Annotated in this window: 24 protein-coding genes; 14 read left to right on the forward strand and 10 right to left on the reverse strand. The window is 62.4% G+C overall.

The features are described from left to right. Positions 1-30 precede the first annotated feature (30 nt). From JF616_15790 to JF616_15800, 3 genes are all read left to right on the forward strand, one after another. Entirely contained in the window at positions 31-1,362 is a 1,332-nt protein-coding gene (locus tag JF616_15790; GenBank protein ID MBW8889216.1) for a PQQ-dependent sugar dehydrogenase, read from the forward strand. 311 nt (positions 1,363-1,673) lie between these two features. Continuing rightward, positions 1,674-2,108 (forward strand): hypothetical protein, encoded by a 435-nt coding sequence (locus tag JF616_15795; protein MBW8889217.1) that lies wholly within the window; start codon positions 1,674-1,676, stop codon positions 2,106-2,108. A gap of 216 nt (positions 2,109-2,324) precedes the next feature. Beyond that, complete coding sequence (locus JF616_15800; GenBank protein MBW8889218.1) at positions 2,325-2,519, forward strand: hypothetical protein; 195 nt, start codon at positions 2,325-2,327, stop codon at positions 2,517-2,519. Here JF616_15800 and JF616_15805 read toward each other — a convergent pair. Next, positions 2,492-4,207, reverse strand: coding sequence for a hypothetical protein (locus tag JF616_15805; GenBank protein MBW8889219.1), 1,716 nt, complete (start codon positions 4,205-4,207; stop codon positions 2,492-2,494). The two genes, JF616_15800 and JF616_15805, sit on opposite strands and share 28 nt — an antisense overlap. A gap of 189 nt (positions 4,208-4,396) precedes the next feature. On the opposite strand from JF616_15805, the gene JF616_15810 reads away from it, so the two are divergent. The 3 genes from JF616_15810 to proB all read left to right on the forward strand — a co-directional run bounded on the left by JF616_15810 (position 4,397) and on the right by proB (position 7,495). Then, on the forward strand, positions 4,397-5,731 hold the full coding sequence (locus tag JF616_15810) for a HAMP domain-containing protein (protein MBW8889220.1): 1,335 nt from the start codon (positions 4,397-4,399) through the stop codon (positions 5,729-5,731). Next, positions 5,728-6,288, forward strand: coding sequence for a hypothetical protein (locus JF616_15815; protein ID MBW8889221.1), 561 nt, complete (start codon positions 5,728-5,730; stop codon positions 6,286-6,288). The genes JF616_15810 and JF616_15815 overlap by 4 nt, the downstream gene beginning before the upstream one ends. Before the next feature lie 79 nt (positions 6,289-6,367). Further along, entirely contained in the window at positions 6,368-7,495 is a 1,128-nt protein-coding gene (gene proB, locus JF616_15820; GenBank protein MBW8889222.1) for a glutamate 5-kinase, read from the forward strand. A gap of 9 nt (positions 7,496-7,504) precedes the next feature. Here proB and JF616_15825 read toward each other — a convergent pair whose 3' ends face one another. Beyond that, positions 7,505-7,687 carry a hypothetical protein gene (locus JF616_15825; protein MBW8889223.1) on the reverse strand — a complete coding sequence of 61 codons (183 nt, stop codon included), beginning with the start codon at positions 7,685-7,687 and terminating at the stop codon, positions 7,505-7,507. 109 nt (positions 7,688-7,796) lie between these two features. Here JF616_15825 and JF616_15830 point away from each other — a divergent pair, with 109 nt between their 5' ends. The 7 genes from JF616_15830 (at position 7,797) to JF616_15860 (ending at position 16,453) form a co-directional block, all read left to right on the forward strand. Then, a complete protein-coding gene (locus JF616_15830; protein ID MBW8889224.1) occupies positions 7,797-9,056 on the forward strand; it encodes a glutamate-5-semialdehyde dehydrogenase in 1,260 nt (419 codons plus the stop codon). Next, entirely contained in the window at positions 9,043-9,456 is a 414-nt protein-coding gene (gene hisI, locus JF616_15835) for a phosphoribosyl-AMP cyclohydrolase (GenBank protein ID MBW8889225.1), read from the forward strand. The genes JF616_15830 and hisI overlap by 14 nt, the downstream gene beginning before the upstream one ends. Before the next feature lie 50 nt (positions 9,457-9,506). Then, entirely contained in the window at positions 9,507-11,069 is a 1,563-nt protein-coding gene (gene tilS, locus JF616_15840) for a tRNA lysidine(34) synthetase TilS (GenBank protein ID MBW8889226.1), read from the forward strand. Between the two features lie 131 nt (positions 11,070-11,200). After that, positions 11,201-13,219 carry an ATP-dependent zinc metalloprotease FtsH gene (ftsH, locus tag JF616_15845; GenBank protein MBW8889227.1) on the forward strand — a complete coding sequence of 673 codons (2,019 nt, stop codon included), beginning with the start codon at positions 11,201-11,203 and terminating at the stop codon, positions 13,217-13,219. A gap of 190 nt (positions 13,220-13,409) precedes the next feature. Further along, positions 13,410-14,186 (forward strand): dihydropteroate synthase, encoded by a 777-nt coding sequence (gene folP / locus JF616_15850; GenBank protein MBW8889228.1) that lies wholly within the window; start codon positions 13,410-13,412, stop codon positions 14,184-14,186. Positions 14,187-14,271: 85 nt separating this feature from the next. Further along, a complete protein-coding gene (locus JF616_15855; protein MBW8889229.1) occupies positions 14,272-15,087 on the forward strand; it encodes a lytic polysaccharide monooxygenase in 816 nt (271 codons plus the stop codon). Between the two features lie 310 nt (positions 15,088-15,397). After that, entirely contained in the window at positions 15,398-16,453 is a 1,056-nt protein-coding gene (locus tag JF616_15860; protein ID MBW8889230.1) for a DUF1080 domain-containing protein, read from the forward strand. On the opposite strand, the gene JF616_15865 is transcribed toward JF616_15860, so the two are convergent. The 7 genes from JF616_15865 to JF616_15895 all read right to left on the reverse strand — a co-directional run bounded on the left by JF616_15865 (position 16,431) and on the right by JF616_15895 (position 23,435). After that, positions 16,431-17,693: a sigma-70 family RNA polymerase sigma factor gene (locus tag JF616_15865; protein MBW8889231.1), complete on the reverse strand. Its 1,263-nt coding sequence runs from the start codon at positions 17,691-17,693 to the stop codon at positions 16,431-16,433. The genes JF616_15860 and JF616_15865 overlap by 23 nt on opposite strands. Before the next feature lie 53 nt (positions 17,694-17,746). Continuing rightward, the gene (locus tag JF616_15870) at positions 17,747-18,085 is read right to left on the reverse strand and encodes a hypothetical protein (protein MBW8889232.1); all 339 of its coding nucleotides are present in this window, start codon (positions 18,083-18,085) and stop codon (positions 17,747-17,749) included. 104 nt (positions 18,086-18,189) lie between these two features. Further along, a complete protein-coding gene (locus JF616_15875; protein MBW8889233.1) occupies positions 18,190-19,605 on the reverse strand; it encodes a hypothetical protein in 1,416 nt (471 codons plus the stop codon). After that, positions 19,602-20,153, reverse strand: a complete 552-nt coding sequence (locus tag JF616_15880; GenBank protein MBW8889234.1) for a hypothetical protein — start codon at positions 20,151-20,153, stop codon at positions 19,602-19,604. Before JF616_15880 ends, JF616_15875 begins: the two co-directional genes overlap by 4 nt. A 47-nt stretch (positions 20,154-20,200) precedes the next feature. Continuing rightward, positions 20,201-20,752, reverse strand: coding sequence for a sigma-70 family RNA polymerase sigma factor (locus JF616_15885; GenBank protein ID MBW8889235.1), 552 nt, complete (start codon positions 20,750-20,752; stop codon positions 20,201-20,203). 138 nt (positions 20,753-20,890) lie between these two features. Beyond that, positions 20,891-21,589 (reverse strand): response regulator transcription factor, encoded by a 699-nt coding sequence (locus JF616_15890; protein MBW8889236.1) that lies wholly within the window; start codon positions 21,587-21,589, stop codon positions 20,891-20,893. 28 nt (positions 21,590-21,617) lie between these two features. Next, the gene (locus JF616_15895) at positions 21,618-23,435 is read right to left on the reverse strand and encodes a histidine kinase (protein MBW8889237.1); all 1,818 of its coding nucleotides are present in this window, start codon (positions 23,433-23,435) and stop codon (positions 21,618-21,620) included. 156 nt (positions 23,436-23,591) lie between these two features. Here JF616_15895 and JF616_15900 point away from each other — a divergent pair, with 156 nt between their 5' ends. Then, entirely contained in the window at positions 23,592-24,896 is a 1,305-nt protein-coding gene (locus JF616_15900; GenBank protein MBW8889238.1) for an ABC transporter substrate-binding protein, read from the forward strand. 33 nt (positions 24,897-24,929) lie between these two features. Here JF616_15900 and JF616_15905 read toward each other — a convergent pair whose 3' ends face one another. Continuing rightward, the gene (locus tag JF616_15905) at positions 24,930-26,234 is read right to left on the reverse strand and encodes a hypothetical protein (GenBank protein MBW8889239.1); all 1,305 of its coding nucleotides are present in this window, start codon (positions 26,232-26,234) and stop codon (positions 24,930-24,932) included. Between the last annotated feature and the right edge of the window lie 277 nt (positions 26,235-26,511).

Genomic DNA, 26,511 nt, shown 5'->3' on the forward strand with positions numbered 1-26,511 from the left:
CCCCTTGGGCATACCTTCCCGCGGAGGCTTATGCGGAACCTCGATTGGCGAAAGCTCGATTTCGCGGCCTGCGCTTGCATCGCCGCCCTCCTTTGCTGGTCCGGATGCGATAACCCATTCACGACGACTGGGAGCACGGGGAACTTGCCCGCCGATACGGGCGCGGGAACCCTCCATCCTCCTCCGGACTCCGCCGATACCGGGGTTTCCGTGCGCCCCGCGGATACCATGACAACGCCCGTGGGATTGGATTCCGGATTTGTCGCGGGGGGCGGCATCCGCGCGGTGCCGGTTTTCGATAAGGCCAAGGTCCCCCTTTCCAATCCGGTCTGGTTCGGGGCGCTCCCGGGCCGGGCCGATGCCTATGTAGCCCTGGAAGAGTATTCGGGGACGGTGGTCCTGATCAGCCGGACCGATACGGGCTGGGCCCGGTCGGAATTCCTCAAGCTCCCGGTGCGGGGCGATGGGGAGATGGGGCTGCTCGGCATCGCCTTCCATCCCCGCTTCACGGAAAACCGGAAGTATTACCTGCATTACGTTCCGAAGAGCGGCGACCTGGCCACCGTCATCGAAGAGCGCGAGGCCGATGCCACTCTGCTCAAGGACTCCGGCAAACCGGGACGCCTGGTCCTCAAGAACGTGCAGCCGCCGCACCCGAACCATAAATCGGCCTTGCCCATCTTCGGGCCCAAGGACGGTTACCTGTACGTCGCGACCGGGGACGGCGCGAACACCAACTCGGCCCAAGATCGATCGCAACTGTTGGGGAAGATCCTCCGCATTGACGTCAACGCGCCCGATTCCTTCCGGGTCCCCGCGGACAATCCCTTCGTGGGGCAAACGGGCACGCGTCCGGAGATCTGGGCCCTGGGGGTGCGCAACCCCTGGCGGTGGAGCTTCGATGCGGCCACGGGCGATATGTGGATCGGGGACGTGGGCGAGGACGTGCGGGAGGAGATCGATATCGCGCATGCGGGCGATAACCTGGGTTGGGGATGGATGGAGGGGAATTCCTGCCATCAGTCGGACAGTTGCCATGCCGCCTTCCAGGCTCCCCTGATCGATTTCACCCGCGACCAACTGACCGTCATCATCGGCGGATACGTGTACCGCGGGGATCCGGCTTCCCCGTGGTACGGCGCCTATTTCTTCGCCGATTTCGCCGGCCATACCCTGTGGTCCCTGCGCCGCGGCTCCGACGGCAAGCCTACCGATGCGAAAAAACTCCTGACCCTGCCCGCCTCCCCGTCCTCCTTCGGGACGGACGGGGCCGGGAACCTGTACGTGGTCGGCTACTCGAACGGGGTCATTTACCGATTGGAAGCCGATGCGGGCCCCGCTCCGGGCCGGGGACGCCTTTAAGCGAACCGGTAGCCAGGTCCTTCTCCGTACCGCCCGAGGTCCGCGGAGACCTAGGTATCGCGCATGTTACCCCTGGGTATCACCTATGTTCCCCAAAGCGGAGGTAGCATCCGGGTTTCCCGATTGGCGGAATCCGCGTATCACCTCGCGCGAATACCATCCTATCCGCCAGCGCGCAAGCCTTTTCCGCCGTTTGCGGAATTCGAGGGCGACAAGCTGAAATCCGGGCGATTGAGCGGGGAATTCCGGGATGCGAGGTCGGAATAGGAACGGGATCCGGCCGCCCGGAGAGCTGCCGACGGAGAATGGGGATGATTATTCCCGCGCTGGAATCCCGCGATGCCCTTATTATATGCCCCATGCTCACCTTGGCTTTCGCCTTCGCTGCCTTGAGCCTGCTCCTCGCCGGGAGTTTCTTCCGCAAATACCAACATCGGGTCCGCATGGAGACCCTGAACGCTTTGCGGTACCATCGCATCGCCGACTATCTCGGACGTCCCATCCCGCTGGCCTTCGAATACCGCCCCGACGGCGGCCCGGCCACTCCGGTGAATGTCGACGTGGACGAAATCTACCACTACGGGCGGGATTATTTCCTCAAGGGGCACGAGCCCGAGGGCAAGCGCAGCCAGGTTTTCAGATGGGATCGCGTCTCCCGCCCGCGCGTGCGGCACGGGGACCGCGATTTGTCATCCCTCGATGAACTATTCCAAGCCGCGGGCGGGCAGGCCCGGGCCGCGGCCTGAAGGAGGTTTCCCCAGGTATTCTGCGTGTTACGTCGGACCGGGCCGGTGCCACTACTGGCCAAAAAGCCCGGCCAATGCTTGACAAACCGGAAAGCCGACGGCGAAACCGCGGCGCTTCCGGAATCTTCGGGACAGGAACGGTCTTTGCTTCACTTCCAATTGGCGCCCAACGGCGTCGGCCGGCCCGGCGAAAACGGCCCCGGCCTAGGAGGTCCCATGGAACGGGAAAACGAAGAACTCTGGCGGGCCCTGCTTTCCAATCGGAGACTCCGTTCGCGCTTGATCCGCGATCTCGAGGTACAGTCCATTACCAGCCGGTCGGCGGAAGATCTCGCCTACCGCCGCCGCGATGAGGAACTGGTAGCCCGTAAGGAGTATTCCGGTCAGAATTCCGCCGCTACGCTGATGTGATACGCCAGATCGCCGGCGATGCCGTCCGGCGTCCAAGGTAGGCGCAGTTTCTGCTCAATCCATAATCCTTTTCCGCCCAGCCAGCTTTGCCGCAGGTCCACCCGTTGCGCGCGGCCCGGCCGGCGTGCATCCGCCGCGGACCAGGCCACCGTCCAGATCGCGCCCCGCCAACGGCCTTGAGGCCCGCGGGACAGGGACAGGTCCAAGGGCATAGGACGCGATCCCGAGTAATCGGGAGCGCGACGGGACAATACCGCCGCGGCCCCCCAAAACCCCTGCCGCCATTCCAAACCCAGGCCCCACCCCCCGGCCGGCGGGGCCCCGCTCCCGGGCTTTCGCCATGCCAAGCCTCCGCCCAAGGTCCAGGTGAAAGGCCCGTAGGCCTGGATCAGGAAGGCTTCGCCCCGTCCCGCGTCCAGGCCGGCCTCCGAAGCCTCCGCGTCCGCGCCGGCCCCGGCCCAATCCGCGGCGGCCGAAGCGCGCAGCCCGGCCGCGTAATCTCCGTACCGGGCCAGGGGAAAAGAGGATTCGGCCCGCGCCCCGCCCGCGCCGGGCGCTTCCATGGCCCATCCGCCCACCGTATCGCGCAAGCTACCCCGGGGAGACTGCAGGGGATCGGCCCATTCCCGGAACGCTTGACGTAGACGCAACCGACCGCTGGCCGCCACGGGATCGGCGGCGGTATTGCGACCGGTAATCCAATCGTGTATCGCGGCGTGATTCGCATCGTGATTCGCATAGCGATTCGCATCTTGAAAGGAGGTATCCTGCGCGTTCCGGAAGGACAAGGCGGCTTCCGCGTAGGCCCCGAAGCGCCGGAACCGATCCCGGGACGGGCCGGCCGAGATCGCCGCCGCGGCCTTCCCCGACCAGTCCCCCGCCCGCGCCGCCGCTTGCGTTCCCGCCACCTCGAGCCAGGTCGCGGGAGCCCCACCCGTTTCCAGCCGTAAGGCCATGACCTGCGCCCGCAGATCCGGGCCTTCGTCCCGGGCATGGGCCAAGCCCGCGGCCACGAGCCCCGCATCCCTCCTCGGAGTAACCGCGAGGTTACCCTGGAGGGGCGCTCCGGCGAGCCGGTTCCACGCGCCGGCAGCCTGCGCGCGCCAAGGCCCGGAACGTCCCGAAAAAGCCAAGCCGTCCAGGCCCGGATATCCCGAGGCCAAGGGCCCGGAAATTCCGGAGGAACCGCCTTCGCCGGCATAGTCGCCGTTCCCGGCCACGCAGGCGATACGGGTGGGTTCCAGGAACCGGCCCAGGTGGCCGGCTTGCGCCGTGAAGCCGCCGATGCCGATGCGGGCGGATCGCCGCCGCAATTCCCCGCCTTGCCCCGAAACCTCCAGAGCCGCACCGGCATCCCGGCCCTTGGCCGACCATCGCGTCGGGGCCGGGCCGTCTTCCCGGGGGCGGGCCGATTGGGAGGCGGATAGATCAAGCGCGGGTCCTCCGTGCGCCCGCCGGTCGAGGCGGCCATCGCTGACACGGGATCTTTCCCCGGAAGCTTCCGGGCAGACGGAGCGTAGGCTTTCTTCCCAAGCGGGATCCTCGTCGGCCCCGCCGTCGGCTTCGCCGCCTTCCAGCCACTCCTCGCAGCCGCCTTCCGGATCCGCATCCAGCATCCGCAACGCTTCCTGGTAGGCGTCTTCGCCGCCTCGCCCGGATGCCATATGGTCCCGCAAGGCTTCCAGCAAAGCCTCTCCCTCCGGCCCGTAGGCCCGCACGGGCGCGATACCCGCCAGCCCCGTTAAAGCAAGGGCGCGGACCCAGTTTTTTGGGGATTTCGGGAAGGAATGCAAAACTTGCCCCTTTTGCGGTCCAGCCGCTATGATGGAGAAAACCTAAGGATCGGCCGCCCGCGTGGCCGGGATGCCAATCACGCTATGCCGAAGATCTTCGCCACATTGCGATTCCAGTTGCCCGCCGTCGTGTTGGGCGTGTTCGTGGGCATCCTTTTCCTGCTGATGTTGTTTTTCCATGAAATGACCATCATCCTCGTTAAGACGCGGCAATTGGCCGAATCGGCCGAGGTGAACGACCGCGTATCCAGCTGGATCAATACCCTCTCCGCGAGCGCGCGGGAGAGGACCAAGCTCATGTCCCTGGGGAACGAAAGCTACCTGCGTTCGTTCCAGGTGACGTTGAACGAAGCCAGCGATATCTATCGGGAGATCGAAAACATCGGGCCGGATACCCTGGCGGGTTCCACCCGGCAGCTGCATGAGCTCCACGACAAGCACCTGGAGTACATGGAACTGCTGGACGGCTTCGCCAAGGACCAGGCCATCCGGCGCATGACTGCGCGCGCCGATTCGGCCCGGACCGCGGCGGCGGCCGTTAGCGCGCCATCCCGTTCCCAAGCCGGGATGGAAGGGATTAAGCGCGGCGGAAAACACGCGAAGGCTTCCCGGATCGCCTCGCGGCCGGCCCGGGTGCGCGGGGGGGCCAAGGGGACCCCCTCGCCCATGCGGGCGACCGCGTCGTCCTTTCGAGGGCGCTCCGCTTCCAAGCGGGCGGCCCTGGCGCCTTCCGAACCGCCCAAGCAGGTCGAGTTGGACTCGGCGACCAACGAGACCTTCAAGAACTACGAGCAGGTGCTGCGCGAAGGCCTGTCGGCGGCCCAGGAGCTGATGCGCGGGGAGCGCAAGGATAAGCTACTGAGCCTGCGCAACAGCTTGGGCCGCGCTAAGGACCGCCTTATCTATTCCCTGCTGCTGTTGCTGGCCATCGTAGGTTACGTGGCCGTCATCCTGAAATGGAAAATCCTCGATCCCATGGGCAAGCTCAAGCAGGGGGCGATGGAGATCGGCAAGGGATCGTTGGGCTACCAGGTGAACGTGACTTCGCGCAACGAGATGGGGGAACTGGCGGAAGTCTTCAACCACATGTCCCTCCAGCTCGATCAAAAGCGCAATGCCGAGGTGCGGCTCAGGCGCCTGGAGGCCATCGAGCAGATCGTGCGGAGCGTCAACCACGAAATCAACAACCCGCTCATGATCATCAGCGGCAATGCGGAGTTCCTGCTGGCCGTGCTGGAGAACGCCGACGACAACCTGCGCTCCAAGCTGGATTCCATCATCGCCGAGGTGCGCCGCATCTTCCTGGTGACCCAGCGCCTGAAGGAGATCCGGGAGCCGATAACGCAAGACTATATCGGCGATAAGGACCAGATGATCGATCTGGCGCGGGCCAGCCAGGTGCGGCCGAGGGAACAATGATGCGCCGTCTGCCTCACCGTTTCCTCTGGGCCCTCCCTTTATCCGCGGCGCTTCTGGCCGCTTGCGCCACCGCCCCGGCGACGGGCCCCGTCGGGGATTCCGCGCCGCCCTCGCTCGATCGCGCCCTGGCGCGCACGGCCGCCAAGGGCGAATGGGAGAAAGCCTTGCGCATGGCCGACAGCGCCTTCGCTACCGGCAAGACGTCCGATCGCGAGGCCGCCGCGTATTGGAAAGTGGTGGCCTGGCTGTATCGCGATCAACCCGAATCGGCCCAGGCCTTGTTGGAAGCCTCGCAGGGCAAATGGGCGCCGGGGCCCCGCAAGGTGCACGCCATGCTGCTCTTGAAGCTGGTGCGGGAATCCTGCGCAGCCCATGCCCTGGCCCGCGCGCGCCCGGAAGAAGCCGAAGCGAAGCCGGTAGCTTCGGATCGGGTCTTGCAGGAACGGGTGGAATCCCTGGAAAGGGAAAGCACCGATTTACGCACGGAGAACCAGCGTCTCGAGACCGAAAAGCAAAAGTACCAGAAGCTGCTGAAGGACCTGGAGACGATTCGGTAAGGGCTCCGGGCGGTCTTCCGCGCCGTCCCGGGAGGGCGACCCCTGCATTTTCCCGGCCTCTGATCTAGATTGTCCCCCGATGGACGACATCCGCAAAGACCTCTTCCGCTCCTTGCACCGCCTGGTCGTGAAGGTGGGCACCAAGATCCTCGTGGACGAGGACAACGCTATTTCCAAAGAGCTCGATCATCTGGCCGGGCAAATCTCCCTCTTGCATGATGGCGGGTACGCCGTGGTGCTCGTGACCTCCGGAGCCGTTGGCGTGGGCATGGGGGCCCTCGGTTACGCTTCGCGTCCGCAGGAGTTGCCCGAGAAGCAGGCCTGCGCCGCCATCGGCCAGATCCGCCTGATGCATATGTATTCCGAATCCTTCGCGCGCCGGGGGAAGACGGTGGCCCAGATCCTCCTCTCCGGGGACGATTTCCGCGACCGCACCCGCTTCAACAACATCCGCAAGACCGTAGGGACCCTGCTCGACAAGGGCGTCATCCCCATCATCAACGAGAACGACACCATCACCACGGAAGAGATCAAGGTCGGCGATAACGACAAGTTGAGCGCGGACGTGGCCCATTTCCTGGAAGCCGATCTTCTGATCATCCTTTCGGACGAAGCGGGGCTCTACACGAAGAACCCCAAGTCCCATCCCGACGCGGAAGCCATCGCCGTGGTCCCGCGCATCACGGCGGACATCCTGAAACTGGCCGAGGAAAAGCCGGGATCGAAAGTGAGCGTCGGGGGCATGAAGGCCAAGCTTCTCGCAATCCGGCAAGCCGCGGAGGCGGGCACGCCCGCGGTCCTGACCCGCGGCCATGGGGCCCGTCTCCTCGACCTGGTCCAGGGCGAGGCCATCGGCACCTTGTTCCTCCCCAATCCCGACAAGATCGGCCGCGACAAGCGCTGGCTGGCCTTCGTGTCCAAGGCCCGCGGCCAATTGCTTCTCGACGAAGGCGGCGTCCGCGCCATGAAGACGCGCAAGTCCAGCCTGTTGCCGGCGGGCATCCGGGAATGCCGCGGCAATTTCAAGGCCGGGGACTTCGTGGAGGTATGCGCTCCGGACGGGGAAGTGATCGGGCGGGGGCGGGCGGCCTATGCGGCCTCGGAAGTGCAACTCATCCGCGGGCAGAAAAGCGCGCGCATCCCGGAACTCTTGGGCCGCAAAGGACCCGACGAGGTGATCCACCGGGATCAGCTCGTGATTTATTGAACGCCTGATTCAGATAAACGACCGCCGCCGCCGCCCGAACAGGCCCGCCAGGCCGTGGCCATGGAGCGGATCGTAGTAGTTGGCTCCGCCCCAGCCCCGCCGTCCCATGGCCGGCCAGCGAGATCGCCTGCGCCCGCGCATCCAATTGAAGAGCCGGAATGCGATGAAAATCCGCAAGAGTTTACCGAACATGGTTACCTCCCGAGGCCTGCTCTCTTCGAAGATACCTTCCTGCCGAACCCCTTCCTAGCGCCCTCGGCGCGCCTTTCCGTCCGCGCGGAGCCTTCTTACATTGGCATTAATGGAAGATCTCACCGCCTACGCCCGGGTCCTGGGCGAAAACGCCCGGGAAGCCTCCCGCCAGGTCCGCGGGCTGCCCCGAGCCAAACGCGATGCCGTATTGAAAGCGGTCGCCGCCGCCCTCGTCGCGCGCCAGGAGGAAATCCTGGGGGAGAACGCCAAGGACATGGAGGATAGCAAGGAGCGCGGCCTTTCCTCCGCCATGCTCGATCGCCTGATGCTCAATCCGGCCCGCATCCAGGCCATCGCCAAAAACGTGAAGGACATCGCCCTCCTGCCCGATCCCTTGGGCCGGGTCCTGAGCCGCGCCAAGCGCAAGGACGGCCTCAAGATCGCGCGGGTCAGCGTGCCTATCGGCACCATCCTCTTCATCTTCGAGTCGCGCCCCAACGTCACCATCGACGGCGGGGCCCTCTGCCTCAAGAGCGGCAACGCGGTGATCCTGCGCGGCGGCAAGGAGGCGGCCCGTACCAACGCGGTCTTCGCGGACATTTTCCGCACGGCCCTGAAGGCCAAGGGCGTGGACGAACGCGCCGTGCAGTTGGTGGCGAAACCCGATCATCTCCTCGTCGACGAGCTCTTGCGCGACGTCCGGCACATCGATCTGGTCATCCCGCGCGGCGGCGAACGGCTCATCCAAAGCGTCGTGGAAAAGGCCCGCGTCCCGGTCATCAAGCATTACAAGGGCGTATGCCACATCTACATCGACAAGACCGCCGACATGCCGGCGGCCGAGCGCATCGTGGTGAACGCCAAGGCCCAGCGCCCCGGCGTCTGCAACGCCATGGAGACCCTGCTCATCGACGGCCACATCAAGCCGGCCCAGGTCAAACGCATCCTGGACAGCTTGGTGGAGCATAACGTGGAGCTGCGCGGCGACGAGTTCATCCGCAACCTGCATCCCGGCGTGAAACCGGCGGTGGAAGCCGATTGGGGCGAGGAGTACCTCGACCTCAAGCTGGCGGTGAAGATGGTGGACGGCGTGGACGAGGCCATCGCGCATATCGCCAAGTACGGGACCGGGCATACCGATGCGGTGCTTGCCAAGAGCCCCAAGGTCAAAAAAGCTTTCCTGGCCGGCGTGGATTCCTCTTCGGTGATGGTGAACGCTTCCACGCGCTTCGCCGACGGCACCGAATACGGCCTGGGCGCAGAGGTGGGGATCAGCACCGACAAGCTGCATGCGCGCGGCCCCATGGGCCTGGAAAGCCTCACCACCTACCGCTGGGAAGTGGAAGGGAACGGCCATGTCCGCCAGTAACCCCGCCGTTACCCCCGATGCCGAGGCCCTCCTGGGCGCGGTCAAGTTCGGGCCCGACGGCCTGGTCACCGCGGTGGCCGTGGACGATCGCGACGGCGAGGTGGTCATGCTCGCGCATATGAACCGCGAGTCGTTGGCCCTGACCCTCTCCACCGGGTTCATGACCTATTGGTCGCGCTCGCGCAAGAAACTTTGGATCAAGGGCGAGACCTCGGGCAATACCCAGAAGGTGGTCGCCGCGCGCCTCGATTGCGACGGGGACGCCCTGCTGTTCCGCGTGCTTCCCCAGGGCATCGGCGCGGCCTGCCACGAAGGCTACAAGAGCTGTTTCTTCCGCGAACGCAAGGGCGCGGCCTGGGAAGTCCAAGGAAAGCCCCTGGCGGCCCCGGACGCCCGATAAATCCGCCCTCGGCGGACCTTTCGCGAGGTTTTGTTCCCCGGGACCAGCCCATGCCCACGCCTTCCGCAACCGAAGTTTTCGAATCCGCCCTGCGCGCCGACTGGGCGCGCCGCGGCTGGGATCCCGCGGGCCTGACCCTTTTAGTTGGTGTTTCCGGAGGCGCCGATTCCATCGCCCTCCTGAACGTCTGCCACCGCCAGGCTCCCCGGCTCGGCCTTCGCCTCCTCGCCGTCCATATCGATCATCGTCTCCGCCCCGAATCCGCCCAAGACGCCGCCTTCGTCGCGCACGCCTGTTCCGAACTGGGGGTCGGCCTGCAGACTTTCGTTCTCGATCCCGCGTCCCGGGCGCCGCGCGAATCGATCGAGATGTGGGCGCGACGCGAACGCTACGCCCGCTTCGAGGCCGCCGCGACGGAGACCGGGGCCGACTTCATCCTCACCGCCCATCACCGGGACGATCTCGTCGAGACCTTTTTCCAGCGCCTGTACCGCGGCACCGGTCCCCGCGGCCTAGCCGCCATCCCTTTCCGCCGCGGCCGCATCGTCCGTCCTCTGCTCGATCGTACCCGCGGCGAGATCCGCGCCTACGCCGCTGCCCTGGGCTCCGCCTGGCGCGAGGACGCCAGCAACGCCGACGTTACCCTTAACCGCAATTGGTTCCGCCACCGATACCTGCCGGCCCTGCGCGCCCGCGAGCCCGATATCGATGCGCGCGTGGCCGCCATGGCAGCGGACATCGCCTCCATCGGCATCGGGTTCGATTCCCTGGAAGCCATGGACCAGGCGATGCGCAAGGACGATGCGGGTTCGGCGTATCTCGATCCGGCCGTGGTTGCCGAAAAGGTCCACGGGGAAGATCGCGAATCCCTCCGTTACTGGTTGCAATCCCTGTCTCGCGCGGCCGCGCCTTCCACCGGATTGGAAACCGCGCCGACGGTTACGCCCGCGATACTGCGCGAGTTCCTGCGGCAATGGGCCTTAGATTCCGACGCGCTGCGGGTGCAAATCGCGCCGGAGCTCGCCTTCGTCCGGGAAAAACGCGGGATTTATTGCGTGCGCGCTGGTTCCCTCTCGGAAAGCGGCGATCCGCAGGCAAAAAAAACCTGCTCCCCCCAGGCCCAAAGGGTTATACTGGATAATGGCTCGGTCTTGGCCACATGGCGTTGGGGCGAGCGGAAGTTTACCTTAACGGCGCGCCGGTATCCCAGGCCCGCGGACCTGGCGTACCCGGCGTCCTCGGAGGAGAGGGCGATCTTTGATGCGGACCGTATTTCGTGTACATTACAGGTACGAATCCGGAAGGACGGCGATCACTTTTCTCCCTTGGGAACCCAAAGCCGGTCGCGCAAATTGAAGACTTTTTTCAACGAGGAGAAGGTTCCTGCCGCCCTGAGGGATTCGCTTCCCATCGTCGTGTCATGCCATGGGGCGGGCGGGACGGCGGATGGCGAATCCGATAAGCACTCCGACGATGCCGGAATCCCGACGGGAGATCATAGCGCGGGAGAAATCCCGGCTTGGGTCCCCGGTTACGGGATTTCAGATTTCTTCAAGGTCCGTGGCAGTACCACCCACATCCTGGAATTGGTGATGATATGCGAGAACCCCTAGACGACCAGAAGAGCAAGCTCGTGGAAGACAAGAAGAACGCGCCCATTAACCGGAAGTTGCCGGACACGAAACAACCCGTGCCTCCCGGCGGCAACAAGTGGAAGAGGAAGAACCTTTCCCTCATCCTCATCATGGTGCTGGTCTCCATCTTCCTGGTCCAGCTGCTCGACTCGCAGAATCCGGTGGAAGAGAAGAACTACTCCGAGTTCCGCGCCATGGTGGCGGATACCAGCATCCAAATCACTTCGGTAGAACTGCAGCGCATCGGCGAAGGCTACGTCCTGGTGGGCGAACGCAAGCTCACGCCGGACGAACAGGCCCACCGCAAGGAAACCCATAGCGCCTTCAGCGCCCGCACCATCAAGTTCAAGACCCTGCTGCCGGATATCGACGCGCCCATGCTCAAGCTGCTGGACGAACTCACCTCCCGCGGCGTCAAGGTCGAATTCATCAAAGAGACGCGGTGGCTCAGCTACCTCTCCACGCTGTTTCCGCTTTTCCTGCTGATCGGCTTCTTCTGGTTCATGATGGCGCGCCAAGGCGGCGGCATGGGCGGTCCGCGCGGCATCTTCTCCTTCGGCAAAATCAAAGCGCGCCTGATGGACGAGAACCGGCCCAAGGTGACCTTCCGTGACGTGGCCGGCGCCGACGAGGCCAAGCAGGAGTTGGAAGAGATCATCGCCTTCCTAAAGGATCCTTCCAAGTTCAGCAAGCTGGGCGGGCGCATCCCCAAGGGCGTGCTCCTGTTGGGCCCTCCCGGGACGGGCAAGACCCTCTTGGCGAAGGCCGTGGCCGGCGAGGCCGAGGTTCCTTTCTTCAGCATGTCGGGCTCCGACTTCGTGGAAATGTTCGTGGGCGTGGGCGCTTCGCGCGTGCGCGACCTGTTCGAGCAAGGCAAGAAGAACGCCCCGTGCATCATCTTCATCGATGAAATCGACGCCGTGGGACGCCATCGCGGCGCCGGCCTGGGCGGCGGTCATGACGAACGCGAGCAGACCCTGAACCAATTGCTCGTCGAGATGGACGGATTCAACAGCAACGAAGGCGTGATCCTCATCGCCGCCACCAACCGCGCGGACGTGCTGGACCCGGCGCTTCTGCGCCCCGGGCGCTTCGACCGCCAGGTGGTCGTCGACCTGCCCGATTCCAAGGGCCGCGAAGGCATCCTGCGCGTGCATCTGGACAAGCGCAAGGTCCCCGTCCGCGAGGACGTGGACATCGCCAAGATCGCCAAGGGCACGCCCGGCCTTTCGGGAGCTGATCTGGAAAACCTCGTGAACGAGGCCTGCCTCCTGGCCGCCCGCTTCGGCGGCAACCAGGTGGCCATGATCGACTTCGAGGAGGCCAAGGACAAGATCATGATCGGGACCGAACGCCTGTCCCGCATCCTGACCGAGGAAGAGAAGAAAACCACCGCCTACCACGAGGCCGGCCACGCCGTGGTTTCGCTGTTGGTGAAGTATTCGGATCCCCTGCACAAGGTGAGCATCATCCCGCGCGGCCGCGCGCTGGGGATAACCTTCCAGCTGCCCGAGAAGGACATGTACACGGTCGACTCGCGCTTCGTGCTCGACAAGATCGCCATCCTGATGGGCGGGCGCGGCGCCGAGCTCCTCGTCTTCGGGCAGAAGAATACGGGCGCCTCCAACGACATCGAACGCGCCACCGAGCTGGCCCGCAAGTACGTATGCGAATGGGGCATGTCCGATCTGGGGCCGCTCTCGTACGGCAAGAAGCAGGAAGAGATCTTCCTGGGCCGCGAGATCAACCAGCATCGGGATTACTCCGAGGCCACCGCCATCCAAATCGACCGCGAGGTGCGCAAGCTCGTGGAAAACCAGATGGACCGCGTGACCCAGTTGCTGGGCGAGAACCGGCAGAAGCTGGTGAACCTGGCCGAAGCCCTCATCCAGCATGAAGTGCTGGAGAAGGACGAGATCATGAAGGCCATGGACGGCGAGATGCTGACCGACACCCGCAAGAGCCGCTCCTACCTGAAGGGCGTTCCCGAACGCCGCCTGCGCGAGGCCACCGCCGCGGCGCTGGAAGGCGAATCCAAGCCGGCGACGGGATCCGGGATGCCCGATGGCGACCTGAAGGAAGGCGAAGACGACAAGGGCAAGGGCGGCCGCTTCGACGCCGAGGCCTGATCCCATCGGATTGAACTTCCAGAAGACCCCGCGCCCAGCGGGGTCTTTCTTTTTCCGGGATGTTTTAGGGAGAACAGGGGAGAGCGGAAGCGTGAGCGAGAGGAATCCCTGGGGCGCCCCCATCGTTACCGTACAGCCCCGTCCCTGGCGGGCCGGGGATATAATCCTGGGCGGGGACCGGCCGCTGTTGATGGGTATCCTCAATGTTACCCCGGACTCCTTCTTCGACGGGGGCAAGCACGCAGGCGTGGACGAGGCCTTGCGGTTCGCCGAAGCCTTACTGGAAGCCGGGGCGGACATCCTCGACGTGGGCGGGGAGTCGACCCGGCCCGGGGCCGAACCGGTCGCGGAGGCCGAGGAACTGGCCCGTACCCGGCCCGTGGTGGACGCCATCTGGAAGCGCTTCGCGGTTCCCATCTCCATCGACACGATGAAAGCGAACGTGGCGCGGGCGGCCCTGGAAGCGGGCGCCAGCATCATCAACGATATCAGCGCCATGGAGCGGGATCCCCTGATGCTGGAGGTTCCCCAGGCCTTCGGCGCCGGCCTGGTCCTGAACCATATGCGCGGCACCCCTAAGGATATGCAGCGCGCCCCGTCGTACCTGGATGTCGTGGTCGAAGTGCGGGACTACCTGATGGGACGGGTGCAGTTGCTGGCCGCCATGGGAGTGGCGGCCGATCGCATCGCGGTGGATCCAGGCATCGGATTCGGGAAACGGCCGAAGGACAATTACGCCTTGCTCGAACATCTCGAAGCCCTGGACGGATTGGGCTGTCCCATCATGATCGGCGCTTCCCGCAAGTCCTTCATCGGTAAGACCGAGGGATTGGCGGATTCGGATCGCCTCATCCCCAGCGTGGCGGTCGCCCTCTTTGCCGCCCTCAAGGGTGCTTCCATCCTGCGCGTACATGACGTGGGGGAGACGCGCGAGGCGCTGGCCATGATCGCGGCCGTGCGCGGGTAAATTCCCCGCGATGGTTCGGCCCGCAAGCCCTGGGGCAAACCCCCGGCATCGCCGTAGGCACTAAAAAGGCCTCGGGAGGAGAGCAATGGTACGTAAAGCGATAGCCTTCGGATTGGCCGTCCTGGGCGCCGCCGTAACGATCCGCGCGGATGGGTTGATGGAAAGCCCGCCCGCCCGCAATTGGTACTGCGGCTTCACCACCAAGCCGGATGAAATCCTGAACAACCGCGCCCAATTCCCCGCCTGCTCTACCGCTTTCGCGGCCATCCCCATGGCCGGCTACAACTTCATGACCGTGGTGACCCATTCCTGGGGCCGCGCCAAGACCACGCCCTTGCCCGAGCACGTGTGCAGCTTCAATAGCGAAACGTGGAAAGGGGCGCAAACCCCCTGGGACGTACCCATGGATTGGTTCACGACCCCGATGAAGCCCGGCCTTCAATCCATTACCTGGAACGTCGCCTGGGGCCCGCATTACGACGACACGCGCGATTTCAGTTATTGGATCACCAAGGCCGGCTTCGTATTCTCGCCCACCCGCGAATTGACCTGGGACGATTTCGAGACCGAACCCTTCTGCATGGAACTCTATGACGACAAGAATCCCGCGGCCAACCCCAACATCATCGTGGACAAGACGCTTCAGAAATTCACGACCCGATGTACCGTGCCGGCCCGCAGCGGCCATCACGTGATTTACGGCGAATGGGGCCGGAACGAATCCACCTTGCAGCGATTCCACGGTTGCATCGACGTGGCCTTCGGGGCCGATCCGATACGGCCAAGCGACCGGCGGGCAGGGCGGGCCGAGATCGCGCCTAGCGCGGTGGATGTCTTGGGGCGCGTCCAGAACCGGGCAAAGGTTCGGACCTGGAAAATCCCGTTGAGGCCGCCCGATTAGAACATTCCGCCACGGATGCGCCGGGTAAAAATCCGCTCCCTTCCTGCGGTTCCCTTCCCTAGGGGTCCTCGAATTCGGTTGTTTTCATCTGGAAATGCTAATTCCGGGATGAAGCCGCCAAACTGGGCGCGATAGCGTTATCTTCTTCGGAGGGGCGGATGGATCGAGATCTTCCGCGCGAATGCCAAAGCCATCCGGGGGCCGGTGTATGGGCGATGGCGTTTTCATTTGGAAATGTTTATTTCGAGGACTGCCCAAGATACGTACGTCTTCGGCAGTATTATGCCTGAAACGGGTTAAAGGGGACAGCATGGTAAATCGCTTTTTTGTGAAGTCGGCCGCGGCCGGCGCGGCTCTTGCCGTTGTGATCGGCATCGCGGCACAAACCGCCCAAGCCCAAACCATCCCCACGGTGACCCTTCCCAAGCCCGATTCAGCGGGCTGGATCAAGGTATTCCGCGGCGACAACCAAAGCGACTTCTCGTTGTACACGGGAAACGGGTCGCCCGCCCAGGAAGCCTCCGCGGCGCCCTTCGGGAAAGTCTTCTTCGTCCAGGGCGGCGACACTATCCGCACCGTAGGCCAACCCAACGGTCAGCTCATCTTCAAACAGGTTTTCTCCCATTACATCATGGAAGTGCAGCTCCGTTGGCCGGGTAACGTCTACAATACGGGGTCGATGGAAAAGGTCCAGTGGAATGATCAGGGCCAAGGCGGCGGGCTTCCCGAATGCATCGAATCCCAAGGCGATCCCAACCAGGGCATCGGGCAGGTCTGGTGCCTGGGGGCCAACGGCGCCCGCCCCTGGATCACCTTCCACGGGAAGTCGGACGCCACCCATGGCGCCCAAGTCGACAGCACCCAGCCGGTGATGAGTTTCGGGGGCGCGGGCGGTTTGAATTGCATCGTCGGTTTCCCGGGTTGGCAAAAACCCTATCCTTCCACCGTGGCATCGCATGGCTGGGTCACCATGCGGACGGAGGTCCACGGCAAGGACACCACGCGCCATTTCGTCGACGGACAGAAGGTGATGGAGTACTGGAATCCCCGCATCGCGCATACCAATGACGCCAACAACGTGGTGAAAACCCTCACCGAAGGCATGATCACGGTCCAATCCGAAGGCGGCGAAGTCTGGTATCGGGGCTGGCGCATCAAGCTTTTGCCGGAGGACCCATTGTACAAATCCCTGTACCCGAGTACAGGACTGCTAGCGGCCTCGCGTCCGGTGCGTATGGGCCCGGAGGCTTATCATTTGGGGTTCAATGGCTCGACGCTGACGATCCTTTCGGAGGGCCGCGAAGTTTCGGACCTGACGGGAAGGAAGATCGAGAACCTGGTGCCTAAGGGCCTTCTGAAGCCCTGAGGGGATGGGCCGGCCCTTGCGCGGCTTGGGCCATCTTCCCCTTCAGGAACTCCTTCTCGGTCCCCGACGCGGTCAAAGCGAGGGCCCGGCCGAAATGATCCGAGGCGGGCATGCATTCCCCCAACCGCAAATACGCTTCCCCCAAGCTCGCATGCAGCAAGTAGTAGTCCTTCATTTTGGGATGCGCTTCGAGCTCTTTCAACAGCGCGAGCGCCGCGCCGGGACCTGAGGTCTGGAACAGGATGATGGCCCGGTTCAGTTCGATCACGGGATTGTCTTTCAATTCCGCCAGGGCGGCGTAGAACTGGTCGATGGACTTCCAATCCGTCGATGCGAAATCCGCGGCCGAGCAATGCGCCGCCGCGATCGCGGCCTCCAGATGGTACTCGCTCAGTTCCTCGCCTTGCGCGGCCTCGGCAAGGTAATGATGCCCCCAGGCGATCAATTCCCCGTTCCACCGAGAGCGATCCTGGCTTCCGAAGAGGACCAGCGCGCCATGATGGTCGATACGGCTATCCAGCCGGGCGGTATGGAAGCACATCAGGCTCATCAGGGCCAGGGAAGATCGGTGGCTCGGTAGCTGATCGATGATCAGGCGGCAGAGACGCATGGCTTCGCCGCAGAGATCCTTGCGAATCAGGATTTCCGGATGGGACGAGTTGTAGCCTTCGTTGAACAAGAGGTAGATGCAGGTTTGCAGGCTGCGGATGCGGGTGGCGAAGTCCTCGCCGGATGGGATTTCCATCGGCAGGTTGCGGCGGCGGAATTCCTGCTTGGCGCGGGACAGGCGCTTTTCGATCGCGTCCGGCTTGGACAAGAGCGCGGAGGCGATCTCGCGGATGCTGAACCCGCACAGGATGTTCAAGGCCAGGACCACGCGGCTTTCCGGCGGCAGCGCCGGATGGCAGCAGACGAACATCATGCGAAGCATGGAGTCGCCCACCTGCTTTTCCTGGAAGATGGCGTCCAAGTCGGCGGGAGCGGCGATCTCGTAGGCGATGGCCTCCGCGTTCTTTTCCAGGAAGCGATCCCGCTTCAGGTGGTTCAGCACCTTGCGCTTGGCCACCGTCAGGACCCACGCGCTGGGATTTTCGGGAATAGGCCCGAAGGACCATTGGTTAAAGGCCTGGAGCAAGGTCTCCTGGACCATGTCTTCGGCCAATGCGAGATTCCGGATGCCGAAAATCCGGGCCAGCAGGGAAAGGATCCGGCCCGCTTCGTGCCGGAAAAAATGATCCATGGAAGGGAAGGCGCCCGGGCCCCCGGGCTTTCCCGGGCCGCCCCCGGCCGGATCTACATCTTGGGGCCTAATTTCCTGACCTCCAGTTGGCAGTGATCGAGAAGGGGGCAATCTTTCACCAGGCCCACGGCCTCGTCATAGTCCTTGGCGAGAAGGATGACGTAGCCGCCTATGATGTCCTTGCTTTCCAGGAACGGCCCGTCGGTCAACACCGTGCGTTTGTCCTTGAGCAAGCGGCCCGTTCCCGGTTCCAAAGGGTTGCCGCCCTTATAGCGACCGGCGGCGGTCATCTTCTCCATCCAGGGGCGATAGGCGTTCATCCGTTGTTGCATGATTTCGGGCGAAACGCCGTTGTAGTCGTATCCGCGGACCAACAGCAAGAATTCTTCCATGATGGGCTCCTTTCAAAAGCCGGAGGTCCCGAAAAGGTCCCTTCCATCGCTATGACAATCAGGCCCGGCCGGGGCGGACATCTTTTCAAAGCTAATCTTTCCGGTTAAAACGGGGCGATGTCCAAGGTCAGTTTCGCCGAGGCCGAGGTGCCGGTTCCTTGGATGGCTTCGATCTTGAGCCAGACCAGGTTGCTATCGGGGGTTTTTACCAGGAAACCGAGCCCGGCCGTCACGCTTGCCGTATCCAGCTTGCTTCCCTTTGCATAGGCCGCCAGGCCGCTATCGGGCAAGGCGGGCTTGGTAGCCGATTTCACGAACCTCACGTCATGGAGTTTGGCGGTATCGAAACTGTCCGCGTAGGTGATGTCCTTCGCGCGCTTGGCCGCAAGGGCGTTCATAAGCTTGAGCTTGCCCGCGCTGTATAAGAGAAGCAGATCGATAAGGGCCGGTTTCTTGTTCGCCTCGTCGTAGAAAATGGCCCGATGGGCATCGAGATCGAGGGAGGTCCCGTAGGTGGAATTGGCTTGGGCCCCGACGTAGACGGTATAGTCGGAACTCCAACGCTTAACCGGATTGGGGGTGAAGCCAACGGTGAAATGGTTGGATAACGCGGTTTCCGTAGTGTCCGAGGCGTTGGATACCTCCAATTGATAAAGGCCGGTATCCCGCGCGCCGAGGGAATCGAACTTGAGGGCGGTATCCACGGAAACGGTAATCCCGTCCTTCATCCAACGGAAGAGCAAGGAATCGGATCGGGTGATGACCGGGCTTACCGTAAGGGCGCTCCCGGCGGGGGAGGACTGCGGCTTGATTTCGGAAATGCGCGGAAGCATTTGCTTAACCGTCAGCTTGAACGTCATCGAATCCCGTCCCGCCCGGTTCGCGGCCGCGAAGACATAGGCCCCGGAATCCGCCAGGGCCAGGGATTTGAAGCCGAGAACGCTATCGCTTCCGAGCAGTTTCCCCGCCCGGGACCAGGCGAAGTCGGCTTCCGGCGTATAGACTTCGGCACCGCCGCTATCCGCTTGGCGATAGATCCCGGGGCGCGTTTCCCAAACGGGATCCAATTCGATCGCGTCCCCGATGCGGCCCGCGAGAGCGAGGGGAAGGTCCGGCAAGGCCGGCGCCGCGAGGCGATAGTCCCGTACTTGGGCTTGGGCTTTGCCGCCCGCGATGGCGGTGCGGCTCTGGTAGACCAGGATGCCCTTGATGTATCCCCGCACCAGCAGGGTGAAGGCCGCCTCCAGTCCCGGCGGATAAGCGGCTTCGGCCGGGAAGTCCTCGCCCTTGAGCCAATGATGGATGAGGAGGGTATCGCCTTTGCGCGCGTTTACGCCCCAGACGTTCAGGGAGTCGAATCCCGCCGTCAACTCGGGATTCCGGAAGCTTAAGTAGGATTGGCCCTCGGAGTCGGGACCCAGGCAGCCGGACTGGACGAGAACGAAGGCGGTGGCAAGCGCCGTGAGCGCGCCTGCCGCAATCGGCGCCCGCCCGCGCGGAACCGCGCAATCTCCGATCATAAGTTTACCGGCACCACCGTCCGTCCGGGACTCTCCGCCGCATGCGAGAACGCGAACCAGACGGCGAAGCCCGCGGCCACGGCCGTTCCGCCGGCCCCGATCCAAAGCCATTTGCGCCGGCCGCTCCGGCCCATGGGCGCGTCGTCCTCCCGCTTCACTTCCCCGAACATGCGTTCGATAGCCTCGCTGGCGTACATCCCGGAAAGATCGGCGTCCGGCGACAGGAGCAGCAAGCGGTGCATCCAGTACTTCCCGGCTTCGACGGAACGGGGATCAGCGGCGAGGACGACGGCGAGATGTCGGGCTATGAAGAGGCTGTCATCGCGGGAATGGTCGGGATTTTTCTGCCGGAAGGTCTCGATCCGCTTGAGGACGATTTCGAAATTCCCGTTGATGTACTCGTCATGGATGCCTTTTTGATCGATGCGGGGGATAGGGGCCGCAGGCGCCGGTTCCTGGCGCGCATCGCTGGCGCCGGCTCCCGATCCGGAGCCCAGGAACAGGACCAGAACGAAGAGGCGTATCGAAAGGCGAAGACGGTAAGGCATGGAAGACCAAAAGTCGGTCTTCCGAATCTAGTTTTTCGCGGGGCTTTTCAAACCGTATCCATTCTCAGGTGGCGCTGGCGAAACCCCTTTAAATGGATCAGATGGCGTATCACGGTCGCCCGGGATATCCCCAGCACCTTGCCTATTTCGACTTGGGTCATCCTTTCGATATGGAATAGGGAAAGGATTTTCCGCGTGCGCTCCGGGCACCGGTCCAAGATCTTCTTCAAGGTGATCCTGTCCAACAGAAGGCTTTCGTTATCATGGGTTTCGGCGGGAACGAATTCCAACTCCTGCTCATCCAGATACCGGATCTTTTCCTTTCTCCACCGCTGGATGCCGAGGTTGATGGCGACCCTGTACATCCAGGTCGATGGGCACGATTCGTGGCGGAACTTCTCGAAGTTCTGGAAGTACTTCACGAATACGTCGTGGGCCAGATCCTTGGCGTCATCCGATTTGGGACTGTAGCGCAGGCAGATCAGATAAATTTTCCGGTAATACTTCTTGTACACGTTTTCGAAATGCTTTTCATCGACTCCCGCCCGGCCGAGCCGATCGGGACGCCCGGCTGGATACAGGCCTATCGTACTCATCATGCTTCCCCCTCCTAAGCCCGTTGCAAGCTAGCAGGGCCGGGCCGGGAGTGGAGCATCGATGGGGTGAAACGCGATAATCCGGGGTCAAGCGCACTAGGCAAAGGGGCCGCGGGAACGCGGCGCATGGGCGCGCTTTTTTCAGTCTAAATGGATGTTCTTGAAATTCTTATAAAGGGTTCGGCTAAGCGGCAATTTCGCGCCTCCCGTGAGCTCGACGTCGTACATTCCGCCGCCATGGGAAAGCACGGATTTGACTTCCCGCTTGTCCACGATATAGGAACGATGGATCCTGGAGAACTGGGGCGGAAGGACCTTTGCGAGCGAATCGAGGGTTTGTCGGTGATATTCCGAAACCCCCTTCTTAAGCCGGATTTCGACGTAATTCCCGTCCCCGCGGAAATAGGATACGTCCTCCAATTGGATGAGGGCGATGCCTTGGGGTTTGCGGATGGGCAGGTATTTCGCGTGCTTCCCCGCATAATTCGCGTCCTTAACCCGGTTGATCGCTTTTTTCAGGCGCTCCTCGGAAACGGGCTTGGGAACGAAGTCGAGGACGCCGTATTCGAAGGCCCGCAGCGCCTGGTCTTCGTTGGCCGAGACGATGATGGTATGGAATGAGCCGGCCACCGCCCCTTGCAGAAGCTCGAAGCCGCTTTCCCCGTTGAGATTCAAATCCAGGAACAGCAGGTCCACCGGATTTTCGGCCAAGGCGAACCGGGACGCGTCCAGGGTCGCTTCGCAACCGATCCAGGAAATTTCCTTGCCCAGGATTTCCTGCACCATGCGCTGTAGCCCGCGGGCAGCCACCCGTTCATCTTCCACTATTAAAATCCGCATCGTGATTCTCCCGGTGGTATCGCGCGGATCAGGCTGGCGAATCCGCTTTAGCGAGGGCCGCCGAACGGCGATCCCTGGAAGGAAGCATAGGGTTCGTCTCCTTTTCTATGGAAATGGTTACCGCCCAGCCCCCGGACACCGCTCGCGAGTCCAGCCGCCATCTCGGCCCATAGGCTTCTTGCAACCGGGCCCGGACGTATTTCAGGCCGAGTCCGCCCGATTCGGCGCTTTTGTTCCCGGCAATGCCGTCGTTGAAAAGGGTGAAATGGATATCGCCCTCATCCACGCGTCTGCTTAAGACGAACACCCCTCCCTCTTTGCCCGCGTAGCCATGCGTGAGCCCGTTCTCGACTAAGGTATGGAAAACCATGGGCGGGATCCTTTCCCCGGCTTCGATGCCTTCGAGGCGAAGCGTAAAGCACTTGTCGTGGCGCAGGCTCATCACCTCCAGATGCATACGGCAGATCCGGATTTCCTCATCGATAGGGATGACCTTTTCGCCGACTATTTTCAGCAGCTGTTTCAATTCCTGCGACAAGGCATGCAACAGCTTTTCCGCGGTAGCCGGATCCTCCTTGATCCACATGGTCGCGGCGTTGATCGAATTAAGCATGAAATGGGGATGGATGTTGGCTTTAAGGAGTTCCAACTCCAACCTCATCGAGCGGATCTGCTCATCCTGGAAGGCGTGTACGGCCGCCTGCTGGCGCCGATGCCTTTCTTGCGCCTCGGACTTTATGGCCTGGATGCTTTCCCCCAGGCTGATGAAGAGCAGGCACATTTCCCCGACCGATCCGAAAAGGATCCCGTATTCGGTGAAAATATTCGAGGGCAAAACCCCCGCGAATTTCAAGGCGTACAGGATCAATCCGGACACCATGAAAATCCACGCGAACAGGAAGGTTTTCGCGGCCGGAACCTTGTTCCACAGGCATCGGACGTTGATCATGAAAATGGCGAGGGTGAAGGCGGAGAAATAGAATGCCGAAACCGCCAAGGTCGCCCTGGGATCCAGGGCCAATGCGCGCGGCAGCCAGCCCAGGAGGGCCAAAACCCGGTAGGCGGCGAAAAGGATCGGCGCCGCCAGGAACCCTTTCAGCGCCTTGTGCAATCGCGGCGCGTTTCTTCGGCTATCCAGCACGGACATGGTGAAGAGAAGCCGGCAGAAAAAGGCGCACCCGAGGAAGACGGGCACGTTATGGTTGGCCCACCACGTCCATGTTGGCCATAAATATTGGTAGGCAAGCCCGTATAGGCTGAATTGGAACAGCCCGTAGCCGGTTATGTACATGAAGTAGAAGAGGTATCCGGATTCCCGGACCTTGACGAAAAGGATCAGGTTGTAAAGCGATAAGACGAGCATGAATCCGAAGAAAACCCCGAAGACCAACTGTTCTTCCAGGGCGCGGCTTTGATACCGTTGCGTGGAATAGAGCTTGAGGGGAAGGGCCATCCCCCCTCCGTTTTGATAGCGGAGATAGAATGTCTTCTCTTTGCCGAAAGGCAAGGAAAGCTGGAAAAGGAGATTGCGGTTGATGATGAACCGCGAGGAGAACGGCAACGCTTGCCCCAATTCCTGGACTTCCCAATCCGGACCCTCCCCGGTATACAGCTCCACGTTGTCCATATCCGGATAAGCGGCCTGGAGGATCCAGGGATCGGAGAAGGTGAGGTTCTTTACCTGGAAGCGGACCCAAACGGCGGATCGGGTAAAGCCCAGATTGGGGACGATGTCCCGGCTCATGCGGAATCCCGCGGAATATTCGGGCGACGTGACTTGCCGGATGTTCAGCCCGCCGGTGGCGTCCTCCAGGATATCCGCATGGTTTCCCACGCCGGCGATCATATTTTCATCCGTGAGAGTCGTCGCGGCTCCGACGATATCGGGCGGAAACAGGAAGAAGACGGGAATAAGGAGGGGGAGATAGTGCCGCACGTTGACTCGGAAATTAGCTTTTCACATCGGCGGTTTTAAAATTAAAAAATAGCCTGGGAGGGGGCAATGGCGGATACCGAGAGCAAATGGAACAGACGGGAATTTTGTAAGACCAGCTTACGTTTGGCGGGGGTCGGCCTGGGGTCGGCGTTCTTCGGCCCATGGGCGATCAATCGCGTCTACGCCTCCGCCAAGGACAAGCCCATTACCATCGGCATCACGACCGATATCACCGGCCAGTACGGCAGCAGCGGGGCCAGCGAAATGCTGGGGATCCGCATGGCCATTTCCGAATTCAACGAGCGGGGCGGGCTGCTGGGGCGGAAAATCCAATGGATCCACCAGGATACCGAAACCAACCCCGCGACCGGGTCCCGGGTGGCGGAAAAAATGATCTCGCGCTATGAATGCAATTTCCTGATCGGGGGCGTCAGCTCGGGAGTGTCGGATTCCATCGCCCAAGTCGCGCAAAAATACGGCGCCATCTACTTGGATACCAATTCGAGTTCTCCCAGCGAATCCGGGGCCCATTGCCATCGCGTCAAATTCGTATGGGACGGGAACGGGAACAATTTCGGGCGGGCCATCGTGAAGTACGCCATCCAGACCGTGGGAAACAAGTGGATGCTGTTGACCAGCGACGATGAATGGGGGCCCCAAATCCACGGCGCCGTCCGTAAAGCCGCGGAAGCCCGGGGCGCCCATATCATGAACGAGCTGATGATCCCCAAAGGCACCGTCGATTTCACCTCCTACCTTCAAGAGATCACGCGGCAGAAGCCGGACGTGGTCGGGGCCGCGTTTTGCGGCGACTATTTGAAGGCCCTCAGGGCGCAGGCTTCGCATTCCGGCTTACGGGAGAAGCCGGCCTGGATCTTCAACCAACAAGATTGGCCGGACATCTACGGGCTGCCCAAGGGGAGCCTGTTCGGGACCTTCGCCACCTGCTGGTACCACAAATTCGATCTTCCCGGAGTAGCGGATTTCATCCGGAAATACCGGGCGGCCTATCCCCAGGAGCGCATCCCGGTCCCGGGTAACGTCTATTACAACGGCTATATGGCGACACGGGAGCTCTTGCGGGCCGTGGAAAGGGCGGGCACGGTGAACAACATCGCCGTCATCAAGGAGCTGGAGCGGCTACGCATAACCGCCCGCGACCGCATGCAGCATCATGACGCCTATATGGATCCGAAGACCCATCATTTGCAGCAGTCCGTTTACGTGGCCACGGAAAACCTGGAACGGCGGGAAGATGACGATGTCTTCAAGATCCTTTCGCGCGTGGCCCCCGAGGATGTCGCGGACGAGGCGGCCGACTGCGCATGCAAGTTGGAGCCCTATGAGGCGACGCCGACTTACGAGGTTTAGCGTCCCCAACGGGATGGGGATTCGGCTGCGGCGCTAAGGATTCATTACCCGTTTCTCGACCAAGGTGTAGGTCGCGCCCGGGATGGTCGCCACTATGAAATCCATATCCGAAGTTCCCGTGGCGCCGATTTCCGCCAAGCGGCGGAAGTTGCTGAAAATCGGGGAGTGATCCCAATTCTGTACGTCTAACCCGCCATCGGATTTGTTTTCGACGAAGAAGGCCCCGGGCGCATCGGTCGGAGGCCCGCCGCCGGCGCCGGGAAGGCCGTGCAGATTGATGGCTACGATATTGTCTTCTACGAAGTAAAGCTCGAGGCGCGTGCGCACGCCACGCGTGTCGTCGCCCGGATAGGGCGCTTCGAAGAGATAAGTCTCCCTCCATATCCGCTGGCCCTGGCGGTAGGGAACCGCCGTTGCGGTCAAGGGGGGAACATGCATGTTACCCAGCCCGTCCGGCCCCCTGAAATCGGCCTGTTCCATGCCGCCCATCATGGAAGAGGTGCCGCGGGAAGAATCCCAAGCCGTGATGAAGCCGTCGGGATTGAAGATGAGCATAACGCTGAGTTGGCCGGCGGCGACCAAGGTGTCGAAGGGGACGGCATGCCCGGCGGAATCATGGTGGGTCACGGTGTCATGCACCATCAAGGTCGAATTGAGATCGCTTTCCTTGATGGAGAGCGGTTTGAGAAAACGGAAAAAGGTCCCTCCGTTAGGATGTACGGCCATGACGGTTTCGGCCGGACCGGTGAACATCGAGGTGGCCGCCGTAGTTTGATGTAGCGCTGAATCGTAGGTCCCCGCCTTGGTATAGACGGTATTCCCATCGCCCAAATCCACCGAAGCCCGCACGCGGAATCCTTCGGTCCAATTGATCAGGACGAAATTGTAATCGCCCACTTCCTGTTCGGTGAACGGCGCCGTCGCCGCCAGTTTCGCCCGACCCGCCTCGGTCATGAAATCGATATAGTCGCTATCATGGGGCACGTTATAGTCGTGGTACATGCTGTCTTGCATGCGCATGGACAAGGATTTGTTTTCGAAGATGGGGAAGTTACCCTCGGGATTATGCGTACCGGTTCCGCTCAGCTCCACCGTTTTGACCAAGGTGATGCCTGCCACGGCGACCTGGAAACTTTCCAGCCTCTCCGTGGTATTGCCCGCGCCAAGCCGGGCCAAAGCGGCATCCTGCGTGGGAGCGCTCAGGGTTACGAGACGTATCGAGGCCGTCTTGCGGCTGCCGCCCGAATCGTTGCCGGTAATGCCCAGGCAGGAAATCAGGGCCGACGCGCAAACGGCTGCGAGAAGGAGAAGGGATAGGGATTGGGGTTTTACCGTCATAGGTTCCGCCTTGGGTCTATTGGCTTTGTCCAGTATATCGGTGGCGGAAGCGAAAGGGGACATCAGGGCGGGAAATACTTCGGTTTATATTTCCTCCATGAACAGTATCTCCCCAAAGGCATCCTCCGTTGTTGTGCCCCGCGGGATTCCGGTTGACCTCACTTTGCTCGATTTCCTTTCAAAGCGCTTTCCGCACATCGAGACGCAAGCCTGGGAAAGCCGCATCGGGGAGGGGAAAGTCCGGTTCGGCGATGGAACCGCCGCGTTCGCCCTATCC

The organism is Fibrobacterota bacterium (genome assembly GCA_019509785.1).
In the GTDB taxonomy this organism is placed as follows: Bacteria; Fibrobacterota; Fibrobacteria; order UBA11236; family UBA11236; genus Chersky-265.

Bases quoted from the DNA above. Each gene is read 5' to 3' on its own strand.
- JF616_15790 (MBW8889216.1), top strand. From the start codon at position 31: ATGCGGAACCTCGATTGGCGAAAGCTCGATTTCGCGGCCTGCGCTTGC.
- JF616_15795 (MBW8889217.1), top strand. From the start codon at position 1,674: ATGATTATTCCCGCGCTGGAATCCCGCGATGCCCTTATTATATGCCCC.
- JF616_15800 (MBW8889218.1), top strand. From the start codon at position 2,325: ATGGAACGGGAAAACGAAGAACTCTGGCGGGCCCTGCTTTCCAATCGG.
- JF616_15810 (MBW8889220.1), top strand. From the start codon at position 4,397: ATGCCGAAGATCTTCGCCACATTGCGATTCCAGTTGCCCGCCGTCGTG.
- JF616_15815 (MBW8889221.1), top strand. From the start codon at position 5,728: ATGATGCGCCGTCTGCCTCACCGTTTCCTCTGGGCCCTCCCTTTATCC.
- proB (MBW8889222.1), top strand. From the start codon at position 6,368: ATGGACGACATCCGCAAAGACCTCTTCCGCTCCTTGCACCGCCTGGTC.
- JF616_15825 (MBW8889223.1), bottom strand. From the start codon at position 7,687: ATGTTCGGTAAACTCTTGCGGATTTTCATCGCATTCCGGCTCTTCAAT.
- JF616_15830 (MBW8889224.1), top strand. From the start codon at position 7,797: ATGGAAGATCTCACCGCCTACGCCCGGGTCCTGGGCGAAAACGCCCGG.
- hisI (MBW8889225.1), top strand. From the start codon at position 9,043: ATGTCCGCCAGTAACCCCGCCGTTACCCCCGATGCCGAGGCCCTCCTG.
- tilS (MBW8889226.1), top strand. From the start codon at position 9,507: ATGCCCACGCCTTCCGCAACCGAAGTTTTCGAATCCGCCCTGCGCGCC.
- ftsH (MBW8889227.1), top strand. From the start codon at position 11,201: ATGGTGCTGGTCTCCATCTTCCTGGTCCAGCTGCTCGACTCGCAGAAT.
- folP (MBW8889228.1), top strand. From the start codon at position 13,410: ATGGGTATCCTCAATGTTACCCCGGACTCCTTCTTCGACGGGGGCAAG.
- JF616_15855 (MBW8889229.1), top strand. From the start codon at position 14,272: ATGGTACGTAAAGCGATAGCCTTCGGATTGGCCGTCCTGGGCGCCGCC.
- JF616_15860 (MBW8889230.1), top strand. From the start codon at position 15,398: ATGGTAAATCGCTTTTTTGTGAAGTCGGCCGCGGCCGGCGCGGCTCTT.
- JF616_15865 (MBW8889231.1), bottom strand. From the start codon at position 17,693: ATGGATCATTTTTTCCGGCACGAAGCGGGCCGGATCCTTTCCCTGCTG.
- JF616_15870 (MBW8889232.1), bottom strand. From the start codon at position 18,085: ATGGAAGAATTCTTGCTGTTGGTCCGCGGATACGACTACAACGGCGTT.
- JF616_15875 (MBW8889233.1), bottom strand. From the start codon at position 19,605: ATGATCGGAGATTGCGCGGTTCCGCGCGGGCGGGCGCCGATTGCGGCA.
- JF616_15880 (MBW8889234.1), bottom strand. From the start codon at position 20,153: ATGCCTTACCGTCTTCGCCTTTCGATACGCCTCTTCGTTCTGGTCCTG.
- JF616_15885 (MBW8889235.1), bottom strand. From the start codon at position 20,752: ATGATGAGTACGATAGGCCTGTATCCAGCCGGGCGTCCCGATCGGCTC.
- JF616_15890 (MBW8889236.1), bottom strand. From the start codon at position 21,589: ATGCGGATTTTAATAGTGGAAGATGAACGGGTGGCTGCCCGCGGGCTA.
- JF616_15895 (MBW8889237.1), bottom strand. From the start codon at position 23,435: ATGATCGCCGGCGTGGGAAACCATGCGGATATCCTGGAGGACGCCACC.
- JF616_15900 (MBW8889238.1), top strand. From the start codon at position 23,592: ATGGCGGATACCGAGAGCAAATGGAACAGACGGGAATTTTGTAAGACC.
- JF616_15905 (MBW8889239.1), bottom strand. From the start codon at position 26,234: ATGACGGTAAAACCCCAATCCCTATCCCTTCTCCTTCTCGCAGCCGTT.